Source organism: Sphingopyxis chilensis (assembly GCF_035930445.1).
GTDB classification, from domain to species: domain Bacteria; phylum Pseudomonadota; class Alphaproteobacteria; order Sphingomonadales; family Sphingomonadaceae; genus Sphingopyxis; species Sphingopyxis chilensis.
Genome location: NZ_CP142394.1, coordinates 1,354,659 through 1,370,540 on the forward strand (window position 1 = coordinate 1,354,659; position 15,882 = coordinate 1,370,540).

Sequence of the window (15,882 nt, forward strand, 5' to 3'; positions counted from 1 at the left end):
GGCAACGCTCATTGCCCGGCGCAATCATGGCGAGCATGACGAAAGACCGGCTTGGGCGCGCAACGATGCTTGGACGGCAATGTCGGCGCGGCCCCGGGCCGTCGCGCGTGCGCCCCTGGATATCGGGCGGCGGTCAGGGTTTCGCCAGGGCGAGGCTTTCGTTGACCGCTCCGACGAGTGCGAGGCGCCGCGCCGAATATTGGGGGCCACTTGCCGCTGGCCAGGCGGCGATCTGGACGATGACGAGATCCTTCGCAGGATCGATATAGATGGTCTGGCCGAAGATGCCGAGCGCGGCATAAGTGCCGGGCGAAGGGATCCACCACTGATAGCCATAGGGCGTCTCGCCGGGCGACGACTTGTTCGTCGTCGCCTCGCCGATCCAGCCCGCCGGGACGACGCCCGCGCCGCCCGCGCTGCCGCCCTCCATCATGAACAGCCCGAGCCGGCCGTAATCTCGAAGCGTCACATTGAGACAGCAGCCGCCGATCTCGGTGCCGCCGTCGGTGAGCCAGCTGGCGTCGCTTTCCATCCCGTAGGGCGCCCAGATCTTGCGCGAGAGATAGTCGGCGAGCGGCTCGCCGACGGCGCGGCTCACGATGATGCCGACCATGTTGCTCTCGCCGGTGCTGTAGAGGAAGCGGCTGCCGGGTTCGGCGGCACGGGGCCTTGTCGCCATCATCGCGATCAGCGAGGCGCCCTTGTTCTCGGCCATCGACGCCGCGAGCTGGCCGACATCCGAACTCGCGTCGGTATAATCCTCGTTCCACTGTGCGCCCGAGCGCATCGCGAGAACCTGGCGGAGCGTCACGCCGTCATAGGCACCGCCCTTGAGTTCGGGGATATAGGTGGTGACGAGATCGTCGACGCTCTTGATCTTGCCGTCGCGGATCGCGGCGCCAAGCAACGTCGAGGTCACCGACTTGGCGACCGAGAAGGAAATCCATTTGTCTTCGGGTTTCTGGCCGAGGCCATATTTCTCGAGCACGACCTTGCCATGGCTGATCACGAGAAGACCCGCGATGCGCTCGCGCGCCACATACTCGTCGATCGAGATCGTGCTTCCATCGTAGTTCAGCGAAGGGGCAATCTGCTGGTCGGCGCGCGGCAGCGGGCGAACCTTGGGACCGCGCTTGACGATGCGCACCGGGAAGATGCGGTCGACGTTGCGAAAGCCGGCAACTTGCGCGTCGCCGCGCCAGCGCAGCATGTCGGCGGCCTTGGGAAGCTCGGTTTCCTTTGCCTCAATTGGTCCCGCAAGTGCAAGCGCCAGCCCGAGCATGACAAATTTCGAAACTCGATTGATCGCGCGCCGTGTCATTTAGCTATTCTCCCTTGCACCTGAAATTAGCCGCGGGCCTTTTTCATCCAAGCAACCATCGTCTGATCTTCCAGACCCGCAGTGATCGTTTCGAAATCCCCCTCGCGCTCGTCCTGACCGAGCTTGAAGGTCGCGTCACACCCAAGGATATCGGCGCGAAACGCGATAATATGCGTCTTCATTGTCTCGTATCGCGGGCTGCCGACCTCGTCGACCGTCCAGCCGTCGCCGCACATCGCTTCCATTTTATCGGTAAGCCGGCGCAGCGCCTTGTCATTGGCGTCGATGTCGAACGCGATGCGGCAATCAAAGCGCGCAACCGAATAGTTCCATGTGGGTGCCCATGTCCGGTTAGCGACATGCTTGGGCGAGACATAAGCCTGAGGTCCGGAGAAGAGTATTTGCGAACGCGCATCTGCGCGCAGCGCTGCGACATGTCGATTTGCCAGCGCGAAGTGCCCGATGAACGCAGTGAGGCGGCTCTCGGCGTCATAGTCCGCGACGAGGGGCAGGGGTGTCGCAATCGACGCGTCGCCGAGGCGTGAGGTGACCCAAGCGAGCGGATAAGACTCGATCAGATCGGCAATAGCGGGATGGACCACCGTTTGCCGGTCGTGATGAATGGTCAAAGGTATGGTCATGGAAATCCGATTTCCGAAAGCAGCGCGGACGATTGGGCCTTGACCGCGCTGCACCGGGAGGTTGATTCAGAAACGGAACGTCGCTTCGACGCTGTAGGTGCGCGGATCGCCGAGCCCTTCGATCAGCGTGCCGAAGAAGTCGCGCTCATAGCCCTCGACAAAGGTGTTGTTGAACAGGTTGCGCGCAAAGACTGCGGCTTCCCAGCGGCCATTCTCGGCGCCGAGCGCGATCCGTGCATCGGCGTAGCCGAAGCCCTTCACGCGGTCGTAGGGAATGGTTACGGGCCCCGCCGGAGACCCGACCGTCACCTGGCGGCGGTTATCGAGGCTAGAGAAATAATTACCGCGGTAGGTGTAGGTGAAGTTCGAGCGGAGCTGGAGGCTGCCGCCGACCGCCGTCTCATATTCGATCGAGCCGCTGGCCTGCGCGTCGGGCGCGTTGGGCAGTTTGCCGCTCACGATCGTCACCGGATCGAGGGGCAGATTGTCGTAATCGGCTTTCAGGAACCCGATGCCGCCGGCGAGCGTTAGCCCGCGGACGGGGCGCGTCGTCATCTCGAACTCGACGCCCTTGGTCTTCACGGTCGCTGCATTGCCGATGACGATCGCCGTGCGCCCGCCACCGAGGTCGCGGAACTGGTTGATCTGGAAATCGCTGTAATTGGCGATGAACCCGGCCAGCGCGAAGGTCAGGCGGCCGCCCTCGACCGAACCCTTGAGGCCAAGCTCGTAATTCTTGACCGTTTCCTTGTCGAACTCGATCCCGTTCGGGAAACTCGCGGCGCTGACGAAGTCGAGATTATAGCCGCCGCTCTTATAGCCCTCGGCGTAGCGCGCATAGGCCGAGATTTCCGGCGAGAGCTTGTAGGTCAGCGTCACGCTCGGCGAGAAATCCTCATCCTTTCGCTTGTCGGCGAAGCTGCCGGTCGCGATGCCGAGCACCGGGAGCGTCGACCCGTTGATGTCGAAGGTCGCCTTCTTCGTCTCGCGCGACAGGCGGAAACCCGCGCCGAGCTCAAGATTCGGCAGGATATCGTAGGTGAGGTTCGCATAGAGCGCGATATTCTCGGTCCGAACCGTGCCGGCCGACGGCAGCACGGTATTGTTCGGCGATCCGAATAGCAGGAAGCCTTGCGTTCCAGTCCGGGCAAGACGGTCGGTCTTGGCGTTGGTGCGGTAATAATAGAGGCCGGCGAGATATTCGAAGGGCTGCCCCGAGGGCGAGACGAACTGCACCTCCTCGATGAACTGCTTGTAGCGATCGTGATAGTCGACATAGAAAATGTCGAAGGCCGAATAATCGGGATCGAGCGCCGTGTGGAACTTGGTGTCGCGGTACGAGGTCTGCGACTTCAGCGTGTGCCCGCTGTCGAGGCTAAGCACGGCGTCGAGCGACGTGCCCCAGAGCGTGCGGTCGTTGAGCTGGATCTTGCTCACCGAAATCTCGCGGCGGCCGGGCGCGACGGTGTCGATCGTTGTGCCCGTCGAATTGGTGAGCACATTGCCGAGGCTCCCGTTTTCGCGTCCGATGAGGCCGTCGCCGCTGATCAGGAACTGGAGGTTCGGCGTTGCATCGATGCGCAGCTGACCCCGCCAGGTCCAGGTGTCGACGGTGTCGCCATAGCTGTCATCGACGATATTGTGGATGAAGCCGTCACGCTTGTTGCGCGAGCCCGAGAGCTTCACCGCGACGCCTTCGGCTATGGGCACATTGACGCGGCCGGTGAGCGACCAGGCGTCATAATTGCCATAGCGCACATTGGCATAAGCCGAAAAATCATCGCCCGGCTTGGCGGTCACAAGGTTGATCGCGCCCGCTACTGTGTTCTTGCCGAACAAGGCGCCCTGCGGCCCGCGCAGCACCTCGACGCGCTCGATATCGACGAGCGACTGGTTGATCGCTGGCGACTGGCCGAGATAGACGCCGTCGAGATAGACGCCGACGCGGCTGTCGAAGCCAATGTTGCGGCTCGATGCACCGACGCCGCGGATCACGACCGCCGAGCCGAGGCCCGTACCCTCGGCAATCACGACGTTGGGGACATAGGATCCGAGGTCGCCTACGTCTCGCGCCCCGGTCGCCGTAATGCGATCCTCGCCGATCGCAGCAATTGAGACTGGTACGTCGATCAGCCGTTCTTCGCGACGCTGCGCCGTGACGACGATTGCGCCATCATCTTCTTCGGTGCCCGCGGCGCTGTCCTGCGCAAACGCTGGCGCAGCAACGAGCGCCGCTGCGAGTGTCAAACACGCGGTCCCCGCGCGGATCATGGTGCGATTGGTCATAAGTCCCCCTTGGTAGCTCTGTTGTCGATTGCCCGTAGTTCGTCAGTTCGCTGTGTCCGGTCCGGCGCGGCTGCGGATCGCGGCGCCGAAGATACGCGCCGTGTCCGTCGCGGCGCGATCGGCATCGGCAATGACGCCGGAGGCCTGCAGGAAGCTGTGGTTGAGCGATGGAAAGTTCAGATACAGGACGCTGACACCCTCGCTCTCGAGCCGGCGTGCGTAGGCGCGGCCAGCATCACGCAGGATATCGAAGCCCGCGGTCGAAAGGATCGTTGCCGGCATGCCTTTTAGCGACTTCGCCTTGATCGGTGATATTTCGGGCTGAGCGAGATCCCGTGTGCCGAACACCCGCGGAACTGCATAATCGGCGTAGCCTACATCCAGACCAAAGCCTTGCCCGAAGAGCGTCCACGACGGATAGTCACGACCCATATCGACCGCTGGATAGTAGAGAAGCTGATAGAGCGGCGGCGTCTGCCCGGCGGCAAGGCGCCGGCTTGAAACCGCGATCGCAAGATTACCGCCCGCGCTGTCGCCGCCCACCGCCATCATGGCTGGGTCGCCGCCAAAGCTGGCTGCGTTGGCCCTGGCCCATGTGAACGCGTCTTCAGCGTCGTCCCAAGCCGCCGGATAGGGATTCTCAGGTGCGAGCCGATATTGCACCGACACAATAATCGCTTTGGCCTCGTTCGCCATCAGCCGCACCGCCCGGTCCGATCCCGCGATGCTGCCCGTCATCCATCCGCCGCCATGGAAATAGACGAGGACGGGAAGGGCGCCCACGCTTCCCGCAGGCTTGTAGACGCGAACCGGGATAGGTCCGCCTCGGCCCTTGACCTCGCGGTCAATCGTCTCGGCCATCGGTGCGGTCACGCGGGTGCGGTAGGTCCATGACCGGTCGGCACCTTCGCGCAGCGCGGCGCGGCCTTCGGGGGTCGCCGCGGGATCGACGGCCGGGCCCGAAGGCTTTGGCGCGGTGGCGTCGCGGGCGAGCATATATTGGATCTTGGGATCGAGCGTCTGACCGTCGACGACGACGCGCTTGCCGCCGAGCTGCTCGATGAACCAGCTCTCGGGCTGGACGAGTAGCTCCACCAGCTTTCTTTCCGAAGGCGTCGGAGCTGGTTCGGCAGTTGCGGCAGACGCGGCGACCATCATGGCGGCGCCGAGGGTCCAGGTTACGAAACGACTCATATGATCCTCCCGCGATTGAAACTGGACCCCTATTGGACTACAGGCGACCACCAGTTCTGATTTAAATGGTGGTCCAATGCTCCGACCCTGGAAGCTCAGTCTCGATGAATTGCCAGACCCGGGGCAGCAATCGCTGCGGATGCACATCGTTCACAGTATGATCCGCGACATTCAGCGCGGGCGCCTTGCTCCCGGCGCTTTTTTGCCCAGCAGCCGCGAACTCGCCGTGTCCGTGGGCGTTAATCGCAAGACGATCGTGCTTGTCTATGAAGAGCTCAAAGCGCAGGGATGGATCGAAGCGACGAGCACGCGCGGCACACGCGTCGCCGCCGCACTTCCCGAGCAACTCCCTGACCAGATGGTCGAAAGATCGGGACCGGGCGAACATCCCGACTTCGAATTTTTGCGCGCCGACATTCGGCTGTCGGTGACACCTCACCGCGACACCTTGACGCTCGATCTCGGCTCGCCGGATTGCCGGCTGTTTCCTGCCGACGTGCTCGGGCGCGCATATCGCGATGCTGCATTACAGGCGAGCCGGGCAAAGCGTTTGAGCTATGGGGACCCGCGCGGATCGCTGATGCTGCGAGAAGCCATCGCCGCGATGCTCGGAGCGCAACGTGGCATGGTCGTCCGGCCCGAGCACATCTGTATTACACGCGGCAGTCAGATGGCGGTGACGATCGTCGCGCGGGCCTTGGTCGAGCGAGGTGATATCGTCGTGATGGAAAGGCTGAGCTATTCGCCGGCAGCGGTCGCGCTGGCGGAGGCCGGCGCGCGCATCGTAACCGTGGGACTCGACGCCCAGGGCATCGATGTCGAGGAAGTGGAGGCTCTGTGCAAGCGCCACCCCGTCCGCGCGATCTTTGTTACGCCGCACCACCAGTTTCCGACTACCGTATCGCTTGGGCCCGAACGGCGGCTGAAGCTTCTCGACCTCGCGCGCCATTACGGAATCGCGATCATCGAAGATGATTACGATCATGAGTATCATTTTGAATCTAAGCCGCTGCGGCCGCTGGCGAGCTACGCGCCGGCAGGGACGCTCTACATCGGCTCACTGTCGAAACTCACGCTGCCGAGCCTGCGCATCGGCTATGTCGTTGCCTCGACCCAGGTTGTCGACGGCATCGCGGGTCAGGTCATGAATCTGGACAGGCAGGGAAACATCATCTCCGAAGAAGCCGTCGCCAATCTCATCGCTTCGGGCGAGCTGCGTCGGCATATCCGAAAATCTCACGGCATCTACGCCGCCCGCCGGTTGGCGTTTGCCGATGCGCTGCGACGGCATCTTTCCGATGTTGCGGATTTCACCATGCCCGAAGGCGGTCTTGCCTTCTGGCTCCAATTTCGGGACGAAGCCCTGCTCGATCGGATCGATCGATTTTCGGAGACCGCCGAGTTGCGTTTCGCGCCATCGACATCTTTCGCAATCCCGCCTTCTCGGGGGCGGGGACTGCGGCTCGGCTTTGCGAGCCTCGACGAAGACGAAGCCGACCGCGCGCTCACGTCTCTTCGCGAGGTCGCGAACTAGGCGAAACAACGCGCGCCGATCGCAAAACGCGATCGGCGCGCCCATGTCACTCCGCCTTGGCGAGGATCTTGGAATCCTTGGCCGTGGCGCTCGGCACCACCGATATCCGCATCGCCTTGTCGGGCACCAGATATTGGCGGGCGAGCTCCTGGAGGCGGGCAGGCGTGACCCCCTGCACCACCTCGACCTCGGTGAGAGCGTCGTTGATTGTCTCGGGCGAGTAGGCGGCGGCCAGCATCATGCCATACCAGCCGCGGTTAGTCTTGAGCGACTGCCGGAAACGTTCGACCATCGGTTCGCGCGCGCGGTGCAGCTCGTCGTCGCCGATCGGCTTGTTGCGCAGGTCCGCCACGATGCCGTCGATCGCGTCGTAAAGGGCCGGGAGCTTCTCAGGCGCAGCGGCGGCGGAGGCGGTGAGGGTGCCATAGCCCCTATAATCCGCCGAAGATGTGATTCCGACCTGCGGCGAATAGGCGAGGGCCTCCTTTTCGCGGATGATATCATTTGCGCGCAGCTGAAACACAGCGTTCAATACGGACAATTCGCGCGAGAGTTTGCGATTCGGGCCGATAAGGTCGGTGGTCGGCCAGACGACCGAGCCGAGCGACTGATCGTTGAGTCCATTGTGCGTAAGGACGAGCGGTTCGGAGGTCGGCGTGCCGAACGAACGCTGGTCGGCGCCGGGGGCCGGCGGGTTATACGGCGGTCGCGGCGGGAGGGCGCCGAATGTCGAAGCGACGGTCTTGACCGCCTGCTCGACGTCGAGATCGCCCGCCATGACGATATGGATGGGGCCGCTTGAGATCATGCGGCGGACGTCGTCGCGCAGCGGTTCGAGTTTCCAGTCCTTCGAAACCTCCGGCGGGGCCTTTGCAAGGCGCTGGTCGCCGCCAGCGATCATCGGCACAGCTTCGAGCGAGAAGACGCCGCTCGGGTCCGAATTGGCGAGCGCCCAGCCCATCGGCGCTGAAGCGATCGCCTTGTTGAACTCGTTGGCACGCAGCGCCGGATCGGTCATCAGCGCCGCCATATATTGCATCTGGAGCTGGAGGTCTTCGGGGCGGGTTCCGCCCGAAAGCAGGAAGCGCTGGCCGAGCGTCGCGAGGCTCGCGCCGATAAGATGCCCGTTGAGCGCGCGCGATGCCTCGTCGATGGTCATCTTGCCGAGTCCGCCCGAAACGACGGCGCCCAGCGCGGTATAGCGCGGGTCGACCCGGTCGGGCGAGAAATTGCGCTCGCCGATGCCGGTAAGAAGCCCGATCGAGATCGAATTCTTGTTGAAATCGACTTGCTTCACCGTCAGCTTGACGCCGTTGGCGAATGTGTAGGTCGTGGCGCCCAGCAGGTCGGGTTTACCAACGCTCACGACGGTGCCGGCTTTGCCGAAATCGCTATAGGCCCAGCTCTTTGCCTGTTGCGCCTTGGGCGGCGCGACCGCGAGCCGGACGGAGCTGTCATAGGCTGCGCGTAGCGTTCCGTTGCCGCCCTCGATGGGGCTGGACGAAAGCAGCGACACGATCGGCCCCTGCCCCGTGAACATAGTCTTTGCGATGGCATTGACCTTTTCCAGCGTCAGGCCTTCGACCGCAGCGTTGAAGATGTCGAGCGACGTGGCGGGTGCGGCGAAGACCTGCCGGTCATTCACCGCATAAACGAGCTTGCCGGCGAGCGCGACCGAATCGCGCGTGGAGGCCGATTTCACGGCATTCTCATAACGCGACCGGAACGAGGTGATCTCGCGGTCGAGCTCGTCCTGGGTGACGCCATATTCGCCGAACTGGCGAACGGCCTGATCGATCGCCTGAAGCGCCTCCTGCCACTCGCCCGGCACGAAGCTGCTCGATACGGTTGCCATCCGCAGGCTGCGAAAGACTTCGCTTTCGGCCGCCTGAGCGGAGAGGAAGGGCGGGTCGTCCTGCCGCTCGGTTTCGGTCAGGCGCCGGTTCAGCACTGCCGCTGCCAGGCCGCGCACCGTATCGTCGCGGCGGCTCGCGAGCGTATCGGAAGCGCGCTTCGGAGGATTGGTCCAGCTGATCGACACCGACGGGGTTAGGCTGCCCTCGACATAGACATGCGTTTGAAGTTGCTGGGGCGCGATATTTCCAAGATCGGGTTCGGGGCCGTCGGGTTCCTTCGGCTGCCAGTCGGCGAATTGCGCCTTGATCTTGGCCTCCATCGCATCGACGTCGAAATCGCCCACCGCGAAGACGGTCGTGCGCGATGGCCGATAATATTGCCGATAAAATTCGACGAAGCGGTCACGAGGCGCCGTGCCGATGATGTCCATATCACCTATGGGCATGCGCTGGGGAAGCAGCGTACCTGCGGCGAGAATCTCGAGCTGTTTGACGCCGACGATAGCGGCGGGCGAGTTACGAAGCCGCTCCTCGCCCTTGATGACGCCACGCTCCTCGTCGATCGCCCCGGGATCCATGATCGCGGCCGACGCCTGCTGGCGCAGGATATGGAGACCAGTGTCGATCGACAGATCGTCATTCTTCGGCATGTCGAGGCGGTAAAAGGTCTGGTCGAAGGTCGTGGCGGCATTGAGATCTGCGCCGAACTTCAGGCCTAGCCGTTCGAGGCGGTGGATCAGTTCATTCTCCGGAATTTCCTCGGTACCGTTGAAGGCCATATGTTCCATGAAATGGGCGAGCCCAAGCTGGTTTTCCTTCTCCATGAGCGATCCTGCATCGACGCGGAGCCACAGCGAGGCCTTGCCGGCGGGTGTCTCGTTGCGGAGGATTGCATAGCGGAGGCCGTTCGCAAGCAGGCCATAGCGCACCGCCGGATCGGCGGGCACGTCGCTTCGCTCATGCGCCCACGGTTGCGACGGCGGGGTCGCGGTCGTCGGAGCTTCCGCCGCGGGCGAAGGCGGCGTCTGGGCCAGGGCGGGCGATGCCAACAACAGCCCGATCGCCGATACGCCGATCCGAAGCCGCGTTTGCCGGAAATTCTTCATCAATATGCTCCCTCGAGGTCAGGCCGAAGATCATTGCCCCCCGGGCGCGCCGATTTGCCGGTGCCGGGAGATACATTGCCTGGACGCCAAGACGCACGCCGGCCGAAAATCCCCACCGCTTCCCTGGAAAATTTATTTCCCGCGACGGGAAAGGCCGTCTTCCAAGCCGGGTTGACGCGCGGGCGAATTGCGACATCATAATGACAATCAGTGCATCGGGGTGGGACACGGATCGGCTTGGCAATGGTGCAGGCGCGCGAATCTTTGGCTTTCGACAGCTTGCATCGCGACTTTCGCGAGCCGCTTTTGCGCTTTTTTGCCAGGCGCTTGCCGGGCGATGCAGCAGCCGAGGACATGGTGCAGCAGGTTTTCGAGCGGCTCGTGCAGCGCGGCGGATTCGATTCGATCGAAAATGCGAAGGGCTATGTCTACCGGGTGGCCGAGAATGTTTTCGCCGATCACATGCGCCGTGCCGCCGTGCGGCGCAGTCATGCGCATGATCAATTTGACGAATCGCTTCACGCAGGTGTGGATTTTTCGCCCGAGCACGTCTTGGCAAAGAAGGAGCGCCTCGCGCGCGCCATGGAAATACTTCAGGCGTTGCCTGATCGAACCAGGATCATATTCGTGCTGAGACGTGTCGAGGGTTGGAAATATCAGGAGATTGCAGAGCGGTACGGTATTTCGGTAAGTGCGGTTGAGAAACATGTCGAGCGCGCCGCCGAGCAGCTTGCAAGACGCATGGGTGAGGAAGCATGACGCTGAAGCTCGTATCGGGCGGCGCACCGGCGCCGGAGAAAGGGGCGGCCGCTTGGGCGGTGCGGCTCGATCGCGGCGAGCTTGACGATGCCGAAACCAAGGCCTTCGAGCATTGGCTCGGCGAACCGGGTAATCCCGAAGCCTATGCCGAAGCGGCCGCTGCGATGCATGTCTTCAATGGGCTCGATCTCGATCTTCCCGAACTCGCAGCGCTTCGGGAGGAAGCGCTTGGCGACGCGGCACTCGCGAAAACAAAGGTGCCGTCCGCCCGTCCGCCCGTTATGCGCCGTTGGATGCCATGGGCCGGCAGCGCGCTCGCCGCATCGATCGTCGCGGCATTGCTGCTTGTCGGGCAGCCGGCGCCACAGAATGGGCAGCCTGGCGGCGAAGCCCTTATTGCCGAAAATGGAGCCAGCCCTTCGGTGCGGGTCGCGGGCGATGGTTACCGGACCGGGATCGGCGAGCAGCGAACGTTTGAGCTTGCCGACGGGTCGAAAGTGACGCTCAATACCGCGACCGAAATATCGGTCGATTATCGCGCGGGCGAACGGATCGTCCGGCTTGTGCGCGGGCAGGCGCTCTTTGATGTCGCGCATGCGGCGAATCGGCCGTTCTCGGTCATCGTCGCCGGACGCAAAGTAACCGCGCTCGGCACGATATTCGAGGTACGGCTCGACAAGGACCGGCTGAAGGTCACGTTGCTTCAGGGCAAGGTGCGTATCGACGAGGATCGGGTGGAGCAGGCAGGGGTGGAGCCGCCGGCGCTTGCGGTTCTCGTGCCCGGGCAACAATTTGTAGCAACGGGCGCACTCCCACCCGTCGTCGGGAGCGTCGATGCCGCAAAGCAGACGCTCTGGCGCCGTTCGCTCGTCGAATTCGACAACGAGACGGTCGGCGCTGCGGTTGCCGAACTCAATCGCTATTCGGCGACCCAGATCGTGGTGGCCGACAGCCGGGTCGCCGCAATGCGCATGAGCGGTATCGTGAAGACGGGCGATGCGGGCGAGTTCACGACGCTCGTCGGCGCGATGCTGCCTGTCGCCTCGCGAAAAAATGCGCGCGGGGACATCGAGCTTTACTACGCGCCCTAAGTCACGGTTATAAAATTCAACTCTCGGCTAGCGATCCAGCGATGCCGGGCTGCTTGCTGCGCGCTTTCTCCTTTTTGTTACATTTTTCCGCATCTCATATGTGGATTTTGTTTCGTGCTGCGTCTTGGGGGCGGGGATCGGGTTTTTCCCGCCTCGGGAAATCAAGGGGGACATGATGGCTGCAGTTCGGAAGACGATTCGCGTGTTGAGATGCCTGCTCGCGGCGAGCGCCGCGCCGCTGGCGATTGCGCCTTTTGCGGTGGCGGCCGCACAAGAGGCGCAGGGTGCTCCCGTCGATATCCGCATTTCCTCCGGCAGCCTTTCCTCCGCCTTGATGGCGCTTGGCCGCGAAGCGAAGGTCCAGATCGTCTTTACGCCCGACAGCGTCGAAGGCCGAAAGAGCAAGGGCGTCCGCGGCCGCATGACGGTCGATGCGGCGCTGACGCGCCTGCTCGCAGGCAGCGGGCTCAGCTTTCGCAAGGTGAACGGCGGATCCTATGTCGTCTCCGGGCCGAGCAAGGAAAGTTACGAGAAGGCCAGGCGGCTCTCCTCCGATATCGGTGCCGGCAACGGCTATGTGAACGGCCAGCAGAATATCCCGGAAATTCTGGTGCTCGGCAAGCGCAGCTGGTCGCTCAATACCGACATCCCGCGCAGCAAGGATGAGGCGCAGCCCTATACGGTTTTCACGCGCGAGGAAATCAAGCGCTCGGGGGCGCCCGACCTCGACACATTCTTTCGCGACTTTCTCGGCGCCAATACCAGCGTCTCGACTGCAGGACAGCGCAACTCCCGCGATTCGCAGATCGACCTGCGCGGCCTCGGTCTTGATGGAACATTGATCCTCGTCGACGGCCGCCGGATTGCCGATCCCAATGTTGGCCCCGGCGGTCTGAAGAGCGGAGCCTTTCTTCAGTCGTCGATCATGGGAATCCCGCTCGAACAGATCGAACGCGTCGAAGTGCTCGCCTCGTCGGCGGCTGGTCAATATGGGAGCAATGCGGTCGGCGGGGTCATCAACATCATCCTGCGCCGCGATTTTCGCGGGCTCGAACTCACCGGATATCTCGGCGGTACGGCCGATGGACATGCCATCGAACGGCGTCTGAGCGGTAACGTCACCTTCCCCTTGCTTGGGGACAAATTTTCCGTATCCGCGAGTGCGAGCTGGAGCAAATCCGACCCGCTCCTCGCGGGGGATCGGCCGTTCGTCCAGAGCCGGGCCGACTATATCCTCGGCAACAACCCGACCTATTTTCAGACCCCCTTCGCTACGAACAGCTTCATCGCCTCCACGTCGCCGAATATCTTTACAACGGGCAACGCAAATCTGACCTTGAAGCCGCAATTTGCGGTGAACGGCGTCACTGCGCTCAATTCGCGCTTCACCTATATCCCCGTTGGGTTCGAGGGGCGTTCGGCCGTCGGTAACACGGCCTTGGGGTCCGCGCTTCTTGCCAATGCCGGGCAACAGAACACCGAGCCGGGACCGGGCGCCACCGAGGGGCTCGTCTTCGGTGACCGGTTCCCGCTGAGTATCGGCAACGAGCGCCAGAACCTGTCGCTGTCGACGCGGGGTGATATTACCGACTGGCTCGCCGTCTACGCATCGGGTTCCTATTCGCGCTATCAAGTCAGTTCGCTGGTAAGTTCGCTTCCTTCCTCGGTCACGCTCCCGGGAACGTCGCCGCTCAATCCGTTCGTCCAGTCGGTCGTGGTGCAATTCCCCAGCGAATTCTATACGACCAGCAAGTCGGTGATGAGCAACAAGCAGGCACTCGGTGGCCTTATCGTCAAATTGCCATATCACTGGCAGGGCAATTTCGATTTCAGCAGGAATTGGGGCAAATCGGCTTCGGCGGGCGGGAAGCAACTCTCGCAGGCCTACACGAGCGCGCTGACGACCGGACAAGTCGATGTCTTATTCGATACGCTTGCCTTCCCCTTGCAACCCGAATTCGATTCCGAGGGGCATAGCAGGGGTCTGGCTCCGTCGAGATCGACCGCGACGACCTATACGGCCAAATTTGCGGGCCCACTCGGCTTCGCCCGGCTGCCCGGCGGTCTGCCGGTGGCCACTATCGTGGGCGAAATGCGCAGGCAAGCGTTCGGCGACAGCATTCTTGTCGCTGATTCGCCCGGCACTTCGAGCATCAGCTATTCGCCGAAACGGAACCTCTCGACGCAGAGCGTCTTCGGGGAACTCGTGCTGCCCGTCATTGGCGCCGACAACAAGGTCCCGCTCATTCACGACTTCGAGCTACGTCTCGCGGGCCGCTATGACGATTATAAGGGCGTCGGCACGAACGCCAGCTATGTCTGTCTCAACAATGTTCCAGGGTATCTCACGCCTGAACAGATCGCCGAAGCCTGCCCGCCGGCCGGCACGACGATCCCCTTCATTACGACGCGCAGCAATTCGATCAATCCCGTCGTCGCCGCCAAGTGGTCGGTTACGCCCGATATCGCCTTCCGTGGCAGCTATTCGACCGGCTATACCCCGCCCTATCTGTCGGCGCTGGTCGAGGATCCCGACAGGCCTATTCTCGGCCTAGCGAACTTTCTTCAGACAACCGTGCGCGATCCGCTGCGTGGCAACGAACGGATCGGACGAGACTTTTCGGGGGGGCTCGGCCTTTTGACGGCCATTGACGGGGCAACGGGGGGCAACCCCAATGTCGATCCCCAGAAGTCGAAAAGCTGGTCGTTCGGCACGCTTCTGACCCCGCGCTTTGTTCCCGGATTGACGCTGCGCGTCGACTGGACGCGGATTACGATCCGCAACGCCTATTTCGATCCGCGGGCCCTGCTCGTTGCGAATACGGTGGAGCAGCAGCAGGCGTTCGAGGATTTTCTCGCGGCGCACCCCGAACGCTTCACACGCGAAGCGCCCGCGGCGGGTGACCCTTTCAGCGTCGGGAAGATCGTCTTTATCGATGCGACACAGACCAATCTGTCCTATTTTCGCAGTGAAGCGATCGATTTCTCCGGGGACTATAGAACGGCGATCGGCGAAGGCACATTCAGCCTGACCGGCAATGCAACGCTCCTGCTCGACATCAAGCGCCAGCTGACGGCCTCCTCGCCGATGCTCGACCGCGATGGCGTAGTCACGGTTCAGGATGCCGGCGGCATCGGCAACAGCCTGCGCTTTCGGGGAACGCTCACGGCGAACTATGCCACCGAGAAATGGAGCGTTGGCGCGCGGGCCAGGCATTTCAGCGGCTATTATCTGTTCTATAAGAATCTGGCGACCGGAGAGTATCCGGTGAACGTGAATCAAGGCTCCAACCGCATTCCCGGAGCTACTTTTATCGATCTGTTCGGTAGCTTCCAGCTGCCGACGAGAACCGAAGTGCGCGCGGGCATCAACAATCTCTTCAACAAAAAGCCGCCGATCGATGTGACCCGTCCGACGGGTTATGCGCCCTATGGCGATCCGCGGCTGCGCAGCTTTTTCGTGAGCCTGACTCAGCGCTTCTGACCCCGGTGGGCCCGGCGGCCTTGCTCCGCCGGGCGCTCCCGGGCGGTGGGGGCGGGCTGGTCTCCGTCTGGCCTGCCTCCACCGTGCATCATGCCTCACCGCGATTCTTGTCTAATGAATTTCCGCATCGAGCGGTAGGACTGACCGGGGATTTGCTTCCACGCAGATCCTCGAAGGCATCGCAGGGCAGGTGATGGACCTCGACGGGCAGGGAAGCATCATCTCCGAAGAAGCGGTCGCCGATCTCATTGCTCGGGCGAACTGCGCCGGCATCTTTCCGACGTCGCGGATTTCCACATGCCAAGCGACCGCCGGCGTGGTGGGTTCGATTTCACGATAAGGCGTTTCTGGATCGCATCGACCCGCATGCGGAAACACCGGCGCTGCCGTTCGCGCAGTCCACATTTTTCGCAAGCCCGCCATCTCGCCATCTCGGCAGCTGGGGTTGCGACCAGGCTTTGCGAGCATAGACCAACGAAAGACCGACAAGGCGCACGCCTACCTTCGCGAAACGGCGGGCTTTTGACACGCTATACGACGGTTGTTCACATCTGACATGTCGCGCATTGCTTTTGAAGCGCGCTATTATGTCGGCCCGCGCTCGCCTCAG

The 15,882-nt window shown here is 62.6% G+C and carries 9 protein-coding genes; 4 read left to right on the forward strand and 5 right to left on the reverse strand.

What is annotated here, in order from left to right; translation table 11 throughout:
- Window positions 1–133: 133 nt before the first annotated feature.
- The 4 genes from VSX79_RS06075 to VSX79_RS06090 all read right to left on the reverse strand — a co-directional run bounded on the left by VSX79_RS06075 (window position 134) and on the right by VSX79_RS06090 (window position 5,493).
- Window positions 134–1,321, reverse strand: a complete 1,188-nt coding sequence (locus VSX79_RS06075; protein WP_326914800.1) for a serine hydrolase domain-containing protein — start codon at window positions 1,319–1,321, stop codon at window positions 134–136.
- Window positions 1,322–1,347: 26 nt separating this feature from the next.
- Window positions 1,348–1,962, reverse strand: a complete 615-nt coding sequence (locus VSX79_RS06080; RefSeq protein WP_326914801.1) for an FMN-binding negative transcriptional regulator — start codon at window positions 1,960–1,962, stop codon at window positions 1,348–1,350.
- 66 nt (window positions 1,963–2,028) lie between these two features.
- Complete coding sequence (locus VSX79_RS06085; protein ID WP_326914802.1) at window positions 2,029–4,248, reverse strand: TonB-dependent receptor; 2,220 nt, start codon at window positions 4,246–4,248, stop codon at window positions 2,029–2,031.
- A 42-nt stretch (window positions 4,249–4,290) separates the two neighbouring features.
- Window positions 4,291–5,493 (reverse strand): alpha/beta hydrolase, encoded by a 1,203-nt coding sequence (locus VSX79_RS06090; protein ID WP_326914803.1) that lies wholly within the window; start codon window positions 5,491–5,493, stop codon window positions 4,291–4,293.
- A gap of 25 nt (window positions 5,494–5,518) precedes the next feature.
- Here VSX79_RS06090 and VSX79_RS06095 point away from each other — a divergent pair, with 25 nt between their 5' ends.
- A complete protein-coding gene (locus VSX79_RS06095; protein WP_326914804.1) occupies window positions 5,519–6,976 on the forward strand; it encodes an aminotransferase-like domain-containing protein in 1,458 nt (485 codons plus the stop codon).
- A 46-nt stretch (window positions 6,977–7,022) separates the two neighbouring features.
- Here VSX79_RS06095 and VSX79_RS06100 read toward each other — a convergent pair whose 3' ends face one another.
- Window positions 7,023–9,938 carry a M16 family metallopeptidase gene (locus VSX79_RS06100; protein ID WP_326914805.1) on the reverse strand — a complete coding sequence of 972 codons (2,916 nt, stop codon included), beginning with the start codon at window positions 9,936–9,938 and terminating at the stop codon, window positions 7,023–7,025.
- A 243-nt stretch (window positions 9,939–10,181) separates the two neighbouring features.
- Here VSX79_RS06100 and VSX79_RS06105 point away from each other — a divergent pair, with 243 nt between their 5' ends.
- The 3 genes from VSX79_RS06105 (at window position 10,182) to VSX79_RS06115 (ending at window position 15,272) form a co-directional block, all read left to right on the forward strand.
- Window positions 10,182–10,697, forward strand: a complete 516-nt coding sequence (locus VSX79_RS06105) for an RNA polymerase sigma factor (RefSeq protein ID WP_326914806.1) — start codon at window positions 10,182–10,184, stop codon at window positions 10,695–10,697.
- Window positions 10,694–11,788 carry a FecR family protein gene (locus VSX79_RS06110; RefSeq protein WP_326914807.1) on the forward strand — a complete coding sequence of 365 codons (1,095 nt, stop codon included), beginning with the start codon at window positions 10,694–10,696 and terminating at the stop codon, window positions 11,786–11,788. Before VSX79_RS06105 ends, VSX79_RS06110 begins: the two co-directional genes overlap by 4 nt.
- A gap of 175 nt (window positions 11,789–11,963) precedes the next feature.
- On the forward strand, window positions 11,964–15,272 hold the full coding sequence (locus tag VSX79_RS06115) for a TonB-dependent receptor (RefSeq protein WP_326914808.1): 3,309 nt from the start codon (window positions 11,964–11,966) through the stop codon (window positions 15,270–15,272).
- Window positions 15,273–15,882: the final 610 nt, after the last annotated feature.

Bases quoted from the DNA above. Each gene is read 5' to 3' on its own strand.
- VSX79_RS06115 (WP_326914808.1), top strand. From the start codon at position 11,964: ATGGCTGCAGTTCGGAAGACGATTCGCGTGTTGAGATGCCTGCTCGCG.
- VSX79_RS06085 (WP_326914802.1), bottom strand. From the start codon at position 4,248: ATGACCAATCGCACCATGATCCGCGCGGGGACCGCGTGTTTGACACTC.
- VSX79_RS06075 (WP_326914800.1), bottom strand. From the start codon at position 1,321: ATGACACGGCGCGCGATCAATCGAGTTTCGAAATTTGTCATGCTCGGG.
- VSX79_RS06110 (WP_326914807.1), top strand. From the start codon at position 10,694: ATGACGCTGAAGCTCGTATCGGGCGGCGCACCGGCGCCGGAGAAAGGG.
- VSX79_RS06095 (WP_326914804.1), top strand. From the start codon at position 5,519: ATGCTCCGACCCTGGAAGCTCAGTCTCGATGAATTGCCAGACCCGGGG.
- VSX79_RS06080 (WP_326914801.1), bottom strand. From the start codon at position 1,962: ATGACCATACCTTTGACCATTCATCACGACCGGCAAACGGTGGTCCAT.
- VSX79_RS06105 (WP_326914806.1), top strand. From the start codon at position 10,182: ATGGTGCAGGCGCGCGAATCTTTGGCTTTCGACAGCTTGCATCGCGAC.
- VSX79_RS06100 (WP_326914805.1), bottom strand. From the start codon at position 9,938: ATGAAGAATTTCCGGCAAACGCGGCTTCGGATCGGCGTATCGGCGATC.